Source organism: Bartonella sp. SD1336NMGDW (assembly GCF_042193565.1).
Classification (GTDB): Bacteria; Pseudomonadota; Alphaproteobacteria; order Rhizobiales; family Rhizobiaceae; genus Bartonella; species Bartonella grahamii.
Genome location: NZ_JBHILW010000001.1, coordinates 316,093 through 330,698 on the forward strand (window position 1 = coordinate 316,093; position 14,606 = coordinate 330,698).

Consider the following 14,606-nt stretch of genomic DNA (forward strand, 5'->3'; position numbering starts at 1 on the left):
TATTTTTCTTTTATCGTAAATGAAATAAAGAGGGAATGTTCAAATACGAAAAAACAACGTATAAAACTGCGACATTTACACAGCTAAAAACAGAAGAGTACCTTTAGATATCAAGATTGGCAACGCTTAAGGCATTGTCTTGAATAAAAATACGTCTAGGTTCAACTTCATCACCCATGAGACGAGAAAAGAGTGAATCTGCATCGGTTGCATCATTAATTTTTACTTGCAAAAGAGAACGTGCATTAGGATCAAGCGTTGTTTCCCAAAGCTGTTCAGCATTCATTTCCCCAAGACCTTTATAACGTTGAAGAGTAATACCTTTTTTACCATTTGTAAAAATGCTCTCTAAGAGGCTCATGGGACCAAAAATATGCTCTGTTTTATCTTTGCGACGTAAAAGAACAGGAAGATGATATATGTCGATAAAATTTTGGGAAATGCGATCAATTTGGCGTGCGTCAGTTGAATTTATAAGTCCCACATCAAGCGTAACAACATCTTTAACACCACGCAAAATACGCTCAAAACATAAGTTTCCATCTGCTGTATATTGTCCACTCCAACCTTGTTCCATATCATCAGCAATCAGATTAAGGCGGTGTGCTATAGTATCTGCTATTTTTTGCGCTTTTTCTTGTGTTGCAAAGACTTCAAGATTAAAAGCGCCAACAATTGCTGCTTGTTCAACAATATTACGATCATAACGGGTATGAAGACCATCTAAAAGTTGACGTAATATACGAGCATCTTTAGCGAGTTGATACAAATCAACCCCTGCACGAACTTCTCCCGTTGAAAGCTCAAGCGTTGTTTCTTCTAATCCAGTATCGATCAAGAATTCTTCAAATGCTGCTTCATTTTTAATATATTGGGAAGATTTTCCACGCGATACTTTATAAAGAGGAGGCTGAGCAATATAAAGATGTCCACGTTCAATCAACTCGGGCATTTGTCTAAAAAAGAAAGTGAGCAGCAAAGTTCGAATATGGGCTCCATCAACGTCCGCATCTGTCATGATAATAATCTTATGATAACGTAACTTATCCGGTGAAAATTCATCTTTACCGATAGACGTTCCAAGAGCTGTAATAAGTGTTCCAATCATATCAGATGAAAGCATGCGGTCGAAACGCGCTCGTTCAACATTGAGAATTTTACCACGAAGGGGTAAAATTGCTTGATTTTGACGTGAGCGCCCACTTTTTGCTGAACCGCCAGCCGAATCCCCCTCGACAATAAAGATTTCTGATTTTGCAGGATCACGTTCTTGGCAATCGGCAAGCTTTCCTGGCAGAGAAGTGATATCAAGCGCCCCTTTTCGTCTTGTGAGCTCACGTGCTTTACGTGCTGCTTCACGTGCTGTTGCAGCTTCTACCACTTTACTAATAAGAAGTTTTGCTTCATGAGGATGTTCTTCCAGCCACACTGAAAGACCTTCATTGACCAAACTTTCAACAATAGGGCGCACTTCAGAAGAGACTAACTTATCCTTTGTTTGTGAAGAAAATTTTGGATCAGGAACTTTGACAGAAAGAATAGCTGTTAATCCTTCACGGCAGTCATCACCGGTTAAGTTCACTTTTTCTTTTTTAGCAATACCTGAAGATTCAGCATAGCCATTAATTTGACGCGTAAGGGCACTTCTAAAACCTATCAAATGAGTTCCACCGTCACGCTGAGGAATATTATTGGTAAAACACAAGACTTTCTCATGATAAGAATCATTCCACCATAGGGCAACATCAACGCTCATACCATCCTTTTCACTTGCAATGTAAATAGGATTATCAAGCAGGGCTTTTTTTGATTGATCAATATATTTGACAAACTCCGTTAATCCACCTTCATAATGTAATTCAACTGATTTAGTATCAGCATGACGCTCGTCAACAAGGAGAATATAAACCCCAGAATTTAGAAAGGCTAATTCCCGTAAACGGCGCTCCAAAGTTTCAAAATCAAACTCAACCATAGTAAAAGTTTCAGAACTTGGTAAAAATCTGATTTCTGTTCCACTTTCTTTATCGCAATCGCCAATAATTTTTAATGGAGCATCAGCCACTCCGTGGGTAAATGATATTTCATGAATTTTACCATTCCGTCTGATTTGCAATTTAAGCCAAACGGATAATGCATTCACAACTGAGACGCCAACACCGTGTAATCCACCTGAAACTTTATAAGAATTTTGATCAAACTTTCCGCCGGCATGAAGCTGTGTCATAATAACTTCAGCTGCAGAAACACCCTCTGTTGGGTGGATATCTGTTGGAATCCCACGTCCATTATCACGAACAGAACAAGAACCATCAGCATGGAGTGTGACGTTTACAAGAGTAGCATGACCAGCTAAAGCTTCATCGATAGCATTGTCTACAACTTCATAGACCATATGGTGTAAACCTGATCCATCATCAGTATCACCAATATACATACCAGGACGTTTGCGTACAGCATCAAGACCTTTGAGGACTTTGATAGAAGAAGCGCCATAATCATCACTTTGTGCCGCTGAGGTTATTTCATCACTCATAAGTTAGTCCATTCCTGTGTTCAATTTACAATATTCTATCTGCTTTTTTAAAGCTTAATGTTCTGATCAGTTATTTATGGAATAACCACATTAAACATTTACCGTATATCAGAACTAGATTCAATATCTGTCGATATATAATGAAGAGAATGATGAAATGAGATTGTACTGTTATGTCGTAAAACTCCGTCATTTAGGGAGGTGATATAAGGAAAGTAAGCACTACCTTGATACATTAAGTATTTTTAAAGTGCGTGGTGAATATTCGGAGCAGGGTTTATTTGTATAATCTTTAGTTAAATGAAGCGCATGAGTGGATAGCCCCGAGGAATTAGTCGAGAGAAGCAGGATTGTCTAGACGTCAACGCTAATAGGAATCCTTTTCCTTTGAGAGTGGGGATGAGGTCAATTAAGCTTTACAATAATGATGCTATTTATTTTGTTTATTTTTGCATATGCGTGATGTTTCAAAATTAGTTATACATTTTTGTGTTAAACTAACAAAGGTCTTACTTGTTTTATCCATAAATCAATTTTCAATTCTAATGCTGCCGTATATTTAAAACAAAGGTTACGAGCTCTCTAAGCAGCTCAAATTTTTGTATATTAGATTGAGGCGAAAATATTGGGTATATTAGTTTGTGTTATCTTTAAAATGTGGAAAATATAAAGGCGTAAATGTAAAAGCACGTTTCCACTATCGTTCTTTTATTCAGTTTTACAACTTTTAAAAACGTTTACGGCGATGTTTTTAAAGAATGGGGGTGATGACGCATTGTCTTACGCTTTTGTTTTTCTCATTTCTGTAATGGAGGTTACGTCCCTTATTTAAAACAAAGCCCATTGCACTGTTATTCACGCGCTTTTTTAAGAAACATCTCTCAATGTTCCTAAACTCATTTTACAACGATGTTTGAATAGTATAACGCAAAATACCCTGTGAATACTACAAGATTCATGTCCCTCATTTTGCCCATATTGACAATAAGGCACAAACCAGCATCATCATTTTATTTTCCGGTTCTTAAATGTTGATGCAACCTTAATGTTGAGAAAACCCTCGGCATTTGAAGGGTATTTTTACTCTTTTCTTTAATAGTGTCTATATACTCCCTCTGGTTGTGATACGCAAGAAAATGGTTTTGATAAAATGGAGTGTGCCACTAAAGTATGTACAGCTTATTTCTTATATTTAAAAAATCAAATCGCCTTTCTCTCAAATTACTTTTTATAAATAGCAAGAATTTTATTTATTAAACGCCAGATATTTTGGTGAAGTGCGTTAGATAATAATTGAGAAGGGTTGCATCTTAGCTTTAAAAATGGGGGAGAGATTTTGAAAATAAAAAAATCTATATATATAAAACATCTTCAATTGCGTTTATGGTACTTTTTATTCAATAATCCATACAATGTTTTTATTCGTATTTTATTTGTAGCAGGGGGGGTTCTATTTTCCTCTTACGGAGAAGCTGAAAGGTTGCCTTCTTTTTTTGATTCGCATGAACATTTGGTACAACCTGATACGACGGATATTCTTCGTTTGCGTTTTGTAACAACTTTTGATTTTCCTCCTTTTAATTTCCTTGATCAAACGGGGCATCTTGCAGGTTATAATATCGATTTATTGCGCGCTATTTGCTCAAAATTAAAATTAGAGAAGCTTTGTGAAGTAGAAGTAATTCCTTGGAAAGAGCTTGTAGAATATGTTAAAAATGGTGGTGCAGAAGTCATTATTGCGGGTTTAAAAGAAACAAGTAAAACCCAGCAAGATCTTGTTTTTACAAAGTCATATTTGCGCTTTCCAGCGCGATTTGTTGCTTCTCGACTTTTAGATCTCGATGAGCCAATAAGCGATCAATTGGTGCATTTAACCAGTGGTGTTTTGTCTAAAAGTATTCACGAAAAGCTCTTTCATCATTATTTTCCTAAAGCAAAATGGCAAGAATTTAAAAAGAGAGAAGAGCTCTATAAAGCATTACAGGAGCGTAAAATTGACCTTATTTTTGATGATGGATTTGCTTTATCGTTATGGTTCAAAAAACAAAAATCTGTTGATTGCTGTCATTTTGTTGGGGGGGCATATATGGCGCCACAGTTATTGGGACAAGGAATGCAGCTTGCTGTTGGAAAAAAGAATGAAAAATTGGTTGATATACTCAATTATGCGCTGAAATCTCTAGAAGAGGATGGTAAACTTACAGAACTTTATTTGCGGTATTTTCCAATAAGTTTTTATTGATGAATAGTTTTTTAATTAAGAGCTGTTAATCTTTCTGTGCCTAGTCGATAGGAAATAGCTTCTGCGAGATGATAGCGTGAAAGATTATCTGATTCGTCAAGATCAGCAATTGTGCGTGCAACTTTGAGAATGCGATGATAAGCGCGTGCAGAGAGGTGCATTTTTTCACTCACATCTCGTAAGAGTGTGGTCGCACTTTTATCAGGAATGGCAATCTGTTCTATAATTTTGGCAGGGCAATCGCCATTGGTGCGAATATGATCAAACCCCATTGTTGCAAAACGTTTAGCTTGAATGGTACGGCATCGTGCGACGCGTTTGGCAACATCGCAGCTTTTTTCTGATTGTTCTGGTTGCATAAGGTCCATAGCTGTCAAAGCAGGGACATCAATCCGTAAATCAATTCGGTCAAGCAGAGGACCAGAAATACGGGACTGATAATCGATTTGGCAGCGTATTCCTTTAGCGCAAACATGGTCTTTTTCGCCTGCCATACCACAACGGCAAGGATTCATTGCGGCAATGAGTTGGAAGCGAGCAGGATAGCTAATATGGTGATTAGCGCGGGCGATAACCGATTCCCCACTTTCTAAGGGTTGACGAAGAGAATCAAGAACCTGCGGAGAAAATTCAGGCAATTCATCAAGAAATAACACACCATTATGGGCAAGGGAGACCTCTCCCGGTCGTCCTTTAAGTCCTCCACCAATCATTGCGGCCATGGAAGCAGAATGATGTGGGGAACGAAAGGGGCAATGAAGTGAAATGGTATTATGAACCGCTTCTCCTGTAATAGAAGCAATCAGAGAGACATCTAAAAGCTCACGGCTATCAAGAGGTGGCAAAATGGAAGGTAAGCGTTGCGCTAACATAGATTTCCCAGCACCAGGAGGTCCTACAAACAAGAGGTTATGGCGTCCAGCAGCACAAACTTCTAAGGCACGTTTGGCTGTTTTCTGTCCTTTGATTTCGCAAAGATCTGGAAGTTCAGTTTCGATAGTATATTGGCGCGGTTGTGGACGTTTTTGAATTTGGGTTCCTTTGAAATGGTTGACTATAGTGAGCAGAGTCTCTGGGGCAAGAATATTTATTTCTGCATTTGCCCAAGCAGCTTCAGGTCCACATTGGAAAGGACAAATCAGTCCTTTATCGAGTGATAAAGCTGTCATGGCAGCTGGTAAAACACCATTAACAGCGGTAAGTGAACCATCCAGTGATAATTCTCCTAAAATGATATAGTCTTGTGCTACTTCGGGAGGGAGGATTCCCATAGCAAGCATTAAGCCTACGGCGATTGGCAAATCATAATGCGAGCCCTCTTTAGGCAAATCAGCTGGTGCAAGATTAATCGTAATCCGTTTAGTAGGCATAGAAAGTCCACAAGCGTGGAGGGCTGCTTGTACACGTTCACGGCTTTCTGCAACTGCTTTATCAGCTAATCCAACAATAGCCATTCCTATTTTACCAGATGAAATCATAACCTGTACATCCACAGGGACTGCTTCTAGACCGCGAAAAGCGACAGTTGTAACACGTGCGATCATTTGTTTATTTCCCCCTTTAGACTTTGTAGAGACAATCATATCTATGCATAAAAATCAAGAAGCATCTCTATGGTTTTTTTTATAGAGAGATCTATATACGTAGGCAGTTTTTTAGCGTTCTCATGGAAAGTCATTTGTACAAATTTAACCATGATAGTATGGAACGCAATAAAACGTTTATAATAAGCTAAATAAATATGTTAAGGAAAAAGAATGAGGCTGTTCGTGTTATGCAACAGTGCAGAATTTTATGAAAATATAAGGGGAGGGTGACGTCATGTATCGCAGAATGTTATTTGATGTGATAAAACGTGTAAAATGTGCAAAGTAATTATATTTACCTTTCCCATTTTTATATTATTTAAAGTGTAGTAGATGCAAAGTGTATTATAAGGTATCTGATTTTATGGTATACCAGGCAAGAATTTTGTTAAAATCAGGGACTGTGCGCTGTGTATTTATAGGCTTGTGTTTCGCTTTTGCTTTTCCACAGCCACTTGCTGCATTTGATTTTTTCGGCATACCTTTTTTTGGTCAAAAGAAAACAAATTCTCCTTCAAATTATGCCAAAAGTACAGAGAGATTTTATAAAGTTGATGTTGTTGCTCCGCCAGGCGCGCCATTAGAAGGTATAAAAATAGTTAAATCTGTTTCTTCTCTTGTTGCTGATAAAGAGAAAGCGTCCGCCAGTTCTTCTGGTTTGCTAGCCAAGGCGCGTTCAGATTATCGAGCAATTCTTTCTGCTCTTTATGCTGATGGACGCTACGGTGGTGTTATTAGTATTAAAATTAATGGCTTAGAAGTCGCTGATTTAAGTCCGGTAACTCAACTTCCAGCACAATCCAATATTGTTATTACAATTAATGCCGGTCCACAATATGTTTTTAGTATTGCAGATATTGATAAAGTAGCTCCGTTTGAAAAACGTAAAGCGCATAAAATGCCCACAATTGAAGAATTGGGCTATAAAGTTGGGGCTATTGCTAAATCTGAAACCATTTTGAAAGCAGAAAAATGGGCGATAGAAGGATGGCGTCAACAAGGTTATGCCAAAGCTAAAATTATGAAAAGTGAGGTCGTGGCTGATCATGCTGCGTTGCGTGTTGAAGGACGGATTGTTGTTGATCTTGGACAAAAGGCTCATTATGGTCCTTTAAGTGTGCGTAATATAAGTAATAAACCACGTGTAGATTCAGCTTATATCGCATGGATGACCGGATTGAAGCAAGGTCAGAAATACGATTCCGATGCGTTAGCGAAGGCAAATGAACGTCTTGCGCGCCTTGGTGTTTTTCGTGCTATCAATATACGTGAGGCTGATACCATTAATCTAGATGGCAGTTTACCGCTTTCACTTGTTGTACAAGAACGTAAACCGCGTCGTTTTGGTGTAGGCGGTAGCTATTCAACATTAGATGGTGCTGGTTTTGAAGCTTATTGGATGCATAACAATCTTTTTGGTCATGCAGAGGTTCTTAAAATTGAAACAAAAATAAGTGGTGTTGGTAGCAATAAAAAGCAATCGTATAATTTTAAAAATTTTGATTATCTTTTCGGTGGTACGTTTATAAAGCCTGGTGTACTCACGCCAGATACAGATCTCAGATCAGAATTAAAAATACAACAAGATGTTCTAGAAAATTATACAACAAAGGCCATCAAAGGAAGATTAGGGATTACACATATTTTCAATGGTAATCTATCGGGACAGGCTGCTGTAGAAGTTTCAAATGGTTATTCACGTGATATTTATTTTGGGAGCCGTAATTTTACAACAATAGGTTTCCCTAGCGGTTTGATTTACGATAGTCGTAATAATAAGCTTAATGCAACAAAAGGTTTATATGGTGAAGTTTTCATTGAGCCTTTTTATGAGATGCGTTTTAGCAACTTTGTTGCAAAAGTAACAGCAGAAGGTCGTTCTTATTGGGCGTTGGATGAAGGGAATCGTTTTGTTTTTGCTACGCGGGCAAAGCTTGGTACAATTCTTGGGAATGATACAGCACAAATCCCCGCGAATACGCTTTTTTTTGCTGGTGGTGGGGGCTCTGTTCGTGGTTATGCTTACCGTAATATTGGTATCAAAACAGAAAATGATGCGGTTGTTGGTGGACGGGCAGTTGTTGAGGGATCGGCAGAATTGCGTGTTTCTTTAAATGATAAAATAGGGTTTGTCGGTTTTCTTGATGGAGGTGCCGTAGGGGAAAAGGCGAATTTTGATTTTTCTCAAAAAATTAAATGGGGAGCCGGTATAGGAGGTCGTTATATGACGGGTCTTGGTCCTTTACGCGTTGATTTAGCCTTTCCTTTAAAGAGAGAGAAGGGTGATCCTCGCATTGGTTTTTATGTGGGTATAGGGCAAGCATTTTAATGAAAAAAGGTGTACATTTATCAGCTTTCTTCTTTGTATTTTTGTTTTTTGGGGTGGGTGGTTTTGTTTTTGCGCAAAGAGGAGATACTCTTCCCTCTAGCGAAATGAAAACAGATGATCGCTCATGGTTTGTTTCTTTAATTGAACGAAAGCTTTCAACGCCCAATCGTCAAGTTCGTTTACATAATATACAAGGGACACTGTCTTCTCAAACATCAATTGATGCTATTACTGTCAGTGATAAAAAAGGGGTTTGGCTTAAAATTACCAATGCTAAAATGGATTGGAATCGTCTAGCGTTGCTGAGAGGGCGGATGGACATTAACCAGCTTTCGGCAGAACAGGTTACATTTTTACGAAAACCGCAAGGCAATTCTTCTTTTGTTTCTTCCCTTGGGACGGGCAAGTTCTCTTTACCAAAATTGCCGCTTGCTCTTTCTATCAATACGCTTATAGCTCAACATGTGACATTTGAACAGAATCTTTTTGGTTTTTCTGCTGATATGTCATTAAAAGGTAATCTCACTTTGGCTAGTGGTAATTTTGATGTCGATATAGCGGCGCATCGTTTAGATGCACCAGGTTCTTTTTCTGTTGTCACCAAGATATCTGATAGTAATCGTACAGCTCAAATTGATATTTCTGCTAACGAACCACAAAATGGTATTTTGGCGAATATTTTTAACATTGAACAACGTCCAGCATTAAATCTCGTCGTGAAAGGTGATGGTACTTTTGATGATTTGGTTATCAAACTTTCTTTAGAGTCCGATCATCATTCTATTTTAGATGGTAATGTTATTCTTGCAAGTGTTCCAGAAGGACACAGTTTTTCTACGAAACTAGAGGGAACACTGAGCCCTTTAATACCTTCTCAATATCGTAGTCTCTTCGAATCTGATATAACATTAAAAGCAAAGACAAGAAGAACAAAAGAAGGTGTGACACACCTTGATCAGATGGTTATTCAGAGCAAAGCAATGAATGTTATAGCCAATGCTGAAATAACCGCTGATGGATTTTTGCGGCGGCTTTTTGTTGATGGTAAAATGGCTCTTGATAACGAACAGGAGTCTATTCATTTACCTGTATCGGAAGTATCAAAACCTGCGAATACTCTTGCTTTGAACATTGACTATGGTCGCGAAGGGCAACAATCTTGGAATGGGCGGTTGGTTGTAGGTCATTTAAGCAATAAAAATATTTATATTCGCGATGCAATTTTTGATATGGGAGGAGTAAGCGAAAATCTTGATAATGCAGCTTCTCGTCATGTTGGTGTTCAGGTTAAAGGAACGCTTCAAGGGGTTAAAAAAATTAAGGGAGCGTTAGTAGAAAATTTAAGCCAAGCGGTTCATGTGCATTTAGATACGGATATTGTTTCGAATAAACCAATTTTGATTCATGATCTGAGTGTTACGGCTCAGGGTTTTTCTTCTTGGTTAAAAGGGACAATGGAGGGTTTTGTTTTTAAAGGCGATCTCGGTTTAAAAGCTCAAACATTAACTCCTTTGGAAGTGTTCAGTAAACAATCACTTTCTGGTAGTGCAGATATTAAAGCCAAAGGAACGATCAATTTATTGAGTGGCATTTTTGATCTCCAATTATCAGGAATGGCTGACGATATGAAAATAGGCGTGCAGTCTTTTGATCGTTTATTCAAAGGAAACATCACTCTTTCAGGTGGTGCTACTCGAAATACGAAGGGTTTCATTTTTCGTCATTTTAATTTGAAAAATCAATATACAAACATAAAGGCTAATGGTTATTTTTCAGATGAAAGCGCTAAAATGGATCTATCTGCTGAAATATCTGATTTGTCCAAATTAGATCCAAAGATAAGCGGTGCGCTTACGATTGAAAGTACGGCGAGAGGGCGCAATAGCCATATAAAACTAAATACACGTGCTCATATTGCTGAAGCATTAATCGTAGGGAAGAAACTTCAAAACACAACATTTAACATAGATGCACTTATAGATAATACAGCACCAGTTACTGCTTTAACGGGGGTGGTAAAAGGTGAAGGGATTTTTGCTAAGAAACCTTTGCATTTATCGGCCTCTTTTAAAGATTCTCATAAAATTCGAAAACTTGAAAATATCGATATTAGAGGGGGAAGTGCAAAAATAACGGGTGCTCTTTCTCAACAACTTGGGGGGTTTTTGAAAGGAGCGTTGCATATTGATGCCGATGATATTTCTGTACTTTCAGCGTTATTTTTGCAGGATGGTAGTGGAAAAGTAAAAGGAGATTTTATTTTTGATGAACAAAATGGCAGACAAAAAACCAATGTGAAGGCGCATGTTAGCCATTTGAATTTTTCCAAGAATAAAATAAAAAAATTGGCAATAGATGCTGACATATTCGATCCTTTTGGCATGACACAGTTTGAAGGAGTTATCAATGCAGAACATATTCAAACACCTTTGATAATGGTCAATCGTTTAAATGCTCACGCCGATAGAAATAATGGACAAACGGTTTTTACTGTCCAAGCGATGTTGCATGATACTCTCAATGCACAGCTTTCTGGTCGTTTAATGGTTGAGGAACTTCCAGACAGTATAAAACGAGAAGTGCAAATTGAAACTGTGGATCTAAAACAACACATTTTTCATGCAACATTGCTGAAACCATCCATAATTGCTTTTGATAAAGATGGAATGACAATCAATGAATTAGGAATTGCAATAAATGGAGGCAACATCATCTTAGCAGGGAATATTCAAGATACCCTGAATTTGCAACTTACAATGAATGCGCTTCCTGCTACTTTAGTCAATCTGTGGAAAGCCGATCTTGGAGCAGCAGGGAGTGTAACAGGGCATGTTATGATTCGTGGTCATTTAAAAAAACCTGATATAACGTACGATATAAAAGGTGAGGGACTGACAACCGTTGCTTTTCAAGATAAAAAAATTATGCCTTTTTCTCTTTCTGCTACGGGAAACACTGTAGATCAAAATCTTACTTTAAATGCAAATTTAACAGGAGAAGGAGTACAAGCAGAAGCTCAGGGGCATGTATCTCTAGAGAAAAATACGCTTGATCTTCATATTAATTTGCAAAATTTATCTGCACGTTTGGCGAATGGTTTTATTGCAGGACAAGCGCTTGATGGGACACTGATAGGCAAAATTGATATTGGTGGAATAATGAAGGATCCATCTGCTCATTTTGAGCTTTCTAGTCAAAATTTAACCGCTATGACGCATAAAGGACCAATGTCAATCAATATAAATGCTCGTGGTTCTTATAAAAAATCGACATTTCATATTGAAAATATGATAGCTACTGGAGATAAAGGATTAGATCTTTCCGTCCATGGGCCTGTATCTCTTAATGGTTCAGAGGCAAAATTAAACGTTAAAGGGATAATGCCTCTTGATTTTGTTAATCTCTTATTAGCTAAGCGTGGTGCACATATAACGGGTACAGCAAGAATTGATACAGTTCTTAATGGAACGTTATCAAAGCCACAATTGATAGGAAATATTTCTATAGGCGACGGTAGCTTTTTTGATTCACAAACAAATGTAGGATTGAATAATATAACGCTTGAAGGCAAATTGAATGGTGATCATATCCTTATAGAGAAAGCTTCAGCTTCTTCGTTTGAGGGGGGGAGAATTTCTGCTTCAGGTCGTATCTCTAATGGTCTAGAGACAGATTTGATATTTCATCTTGATAATGCCAATTATAATGATGGTTCTATGATTCTGGCAACATTGTCAGGTGAGATGACAATGAAAGGTCATTTTTTAAATGATCTTGTTGTTGGTGGTGATATCATCGTTGAAAAAGCTGAAGTTTTTGTTCCTGATCATTTTAAAAGTGCTAAGTTTCTTGATATTAGAAATAAGAATTTAACTAAATCGATTCAAACAACACTTGAACGTGCTGATGTTAAGAAAACGAACAAAAGCAAAAGCCGTATAGTTACACAAGAATCTTCATCTGTCGTGTTATCAAATATGAGTATTACAGCACGCAATCAATTTTTTGTACGCGGAAAAGGCTTAGATGCTGAACTTGGAGGACGCATTAATCTAGCAGGCCCATTGAATGATGTGCATCCAGTTGGTGAATTTAGAATGATTCGTGGACGTTTTGATATTCTTTCGCAACGTCTTAATTTTGATCAAGGGCAAGCGAGTTTTAGCGGTAATCTTAATCCTACGGTTTATTTTGTAACCAACAATAACAGTGGTGATATTCGCGTCACTGTAACGGTAAGTGGGACGATTGATAATCTTGATATTAATTTTTCTTCACAACCGAATTTGCCTCAGGATGAGATTTTGGCGCGTTTGATTTTTAATCGCTCTCTTAATGAATTATCACCATTTCAGATTGCTCAACTTGCAGCAGCAGCGGCTGATCTTGCAGGTGCTTCTAATACATCTTTGTTGAATACTTTACGAACTAAAATTGGGCTTGATGATCTTGATGTTATCGTTAATGAGAAGGGTAATACAGGCTTACGTATTGGACGCTACATACACAATAATATTTATTTGGGCTTTGAAGCAGGGTCCGATGGAACGACGAAAGGAACAATTAATTTAGATATTTCGCGTCATCTCAAAGCTAAAGGTGCCATAGGAAATGAACAAAATTCTAGCATTGGTCTCTTTTATGAAAGAGATTATTAAAGATTGAATTTAAAAAATAAATTCTTTGTCTTTTGTCTCTCATTTCTAAATCTGAGGAAGGATACATAGACTAGAAATCCTATAAAAGAAGAAGATTTTTTGAGGCGTGAAGAAATATATCTGAAATATTCGATTTTTGTTTATTGTGTTTTTGAATGAGATCACTTTTCTTATAATGAATAGCCCCCCAAACAGAACACTCCAAAATATAACACTATTGTGTTGCAAATTCATGTGCTTGTTTTAAAGAAACATTTCTCAATGTGGCTTGAGCCTATTTCATAAGATTGCTTGTGAAATGATATAAAGTACCTCTTATGAATGGTATAAAATCCATACTACCATTGTTAATAAAGGTATAAGTATTTATTAAAGATATAAGCCGGCATTATCATTCTATTTTCCAGCTTCTCATGTTGCCGACAATCTTTTCACTTGAAAATGTAGAGGTATTTTTATTGCTTATCTTAAGAGTTTTTATGCATACACCAATATCTCTTATGACGTACAACAAGTGCTTTTGATTAATTCATCATAAATATAAAGAAAATTTACAATAAGCAAATTACATCTTATCTTTTATTTAAGATGTAAAGTAATAAATTATGATTATAAATCAAAGTATTAAAATGCAGGTCAAAAGATATTTTTTGTAAAAATGTTTATCAGAGTTATATGCCGTATTTTTCTATTTAGGCGGTTAAAAGAAAGAGGAATATCATTTTACTTTTCATCTGTTTTTTTTCATATTGAAATCATAGCCTTATATAAGCACTAACGTTGTGCATTTATAAACTCTTCAAGAAGTTAAGGTATTGGAGGAATATCACTTTAGTTTCGGATGTAGAAAAAACAGCAAAGCTTGCTTTAAAGCAATCTACAACAGTAAAAAAGTTTTATAATAAATCTTCTCTTATTTTTTAATGTTTTTCTTTTACGCTGAGTGTATCTATAATTTGCAGCACAATTTATAATTGTGAGCCTATCCTGCTGTACCATAAAAGACTGACATTTGAGGTTTGGTGATATAAGGCATGTAAGTCTTTTTGACAAAGTATTTTGAAAGCACAGGGTGAATATTTAGGGTAAGTCTTGTATAAGTGAATCACATGATTTGTTATCAAGTGGAACGAACTCAATAAAAATCTGGATTGTTTACAGATCAGATTGGGTAGAATCTTTGTCCTTTAAGGTGTGTGGAGAAAAAATTGTTAGTGCAGGGATAAACACGGATAAAGGTAGTATTAATCCAGAT

5 protein-coding genes are annotated in these 14,606 nt (G+C 37.0%); 3 read left to right on the forward strand and 2 right to left on the reverse strand.

Features of this window, described 5'->3' with window-relative positions; all coding sequences use genetic code 11:
* Positions 1 to 103 precede the first annotated feature (103 nt).
* Positions 104 to 2,536, reverse strand: coding sequence for a DNA topoisomerase (ATP-hydrolyzing) subunit B (gene gyrB, locus ACFIKH_RS01350; RefSeq protein ID WP_375670815.1), 2,433 nt, complete (start codon positions 2,534 to 2,536; stop codon positions 104 to 106).
* A 1,336-nt stretch (positions 2,537 to 3,872) separates the two neighbouring features.
* Between gyrB and ACFIKH_RS01355 the strand changes: the two genes are divergently transcribed.
* On the forward strand, positions 3,873 to 4,778 hold the full coding sequence (locus tag ACFIKH_RS01355) for a transporter substrate-binding domain-containing protein (protein ID WP_375653422.1): 906 nt from the start codon (positions 3,873 to 3,875) through the stop codon (positions 4,776 to 4,778).
* A gap of 11 nt (positions 4,779 to 4,789) precedes the next feature.
* Here the strand turns inward: ACFIKH_RS01355 and ACFIKH_RS01360 are convergent, their stop codons facing one another.
* The gene (locus ACFIKH_RS01360; RefSeq protein WP_273722401.1) at positions 4,790 to 6,322 is read right to left on the reverse strand and encodes a YifB family Mg chelatase-like AAA ATPase; all 1,533 of its coding nucleotides are present in this window, start codon (positions 6,320 to 6,322) and stop codon (positions 4,790 to 4,792) included.
* A gap of 406 nt (positions 6,323 to 6,728) precedes the next feature.
* On the opposite strand from ACFIKH_RS01360, the gene ACFIKH_RS01365 reads away from it, so the two are divergent.
* Entirely contained in the window at positions 6,729 to 8,693 is a 1,965-nt protein-coding gene (locus ACFIKH_RS01365) for an autotransporter assembly complex family protein (protein ID WP_273722402.1), read from the forward strand.
* Complete coding sequence (locus ACFIKH_RS01370) at positions 8,693 to 13,351, forward strand: translocation/assembly module TamB domain-containing protein (protein WP_375670817.1); 4,659 nt, start codon at positions 8,693 to 8,695, stop codon at positions 13,349 to 13,351. Before ACFIKH_RS01365 ends, ACFIKH_RS01370 begins: the two co-directional genes overlap by 1 nt.
* Positions 13,352 to 14,606 lie beyond the last annotated feature (1,255 nt).

Excerpts from the sequence above, each read along its gene's own strand:
- ACFIKH_RS01360 (WP_273722401.1), bottom strand. The coding sequence starts at position 6,322 with ATGATCGCACGTGTTACAACTGTCGCTTTTCGCGGTCTAGAAGCAGTC.
- ACFIKH_RS01370 (WP_375670817.1), top strand. The coding sequence starts at position 8,693 with ATGAAAAAAGGTGTACATTTATCAGCTTTCTTCTTTGTATTTTTGTTT.
- gyrB (WP_375670815.1), bottom strand. The coding sequence starts at position 2,536 with ATGAGTGATGAAATAACCTCAGCGGCACAAAGTGATGATTATGGCGCT.
- ACFIKH_RS01365 (WP_273722402.1), top strand. The coding sequence starts at position 6,729 with ATGGTATACCAGGCAAGAATTTTGTTAAAATCAGGGACTGTGCGCTGT.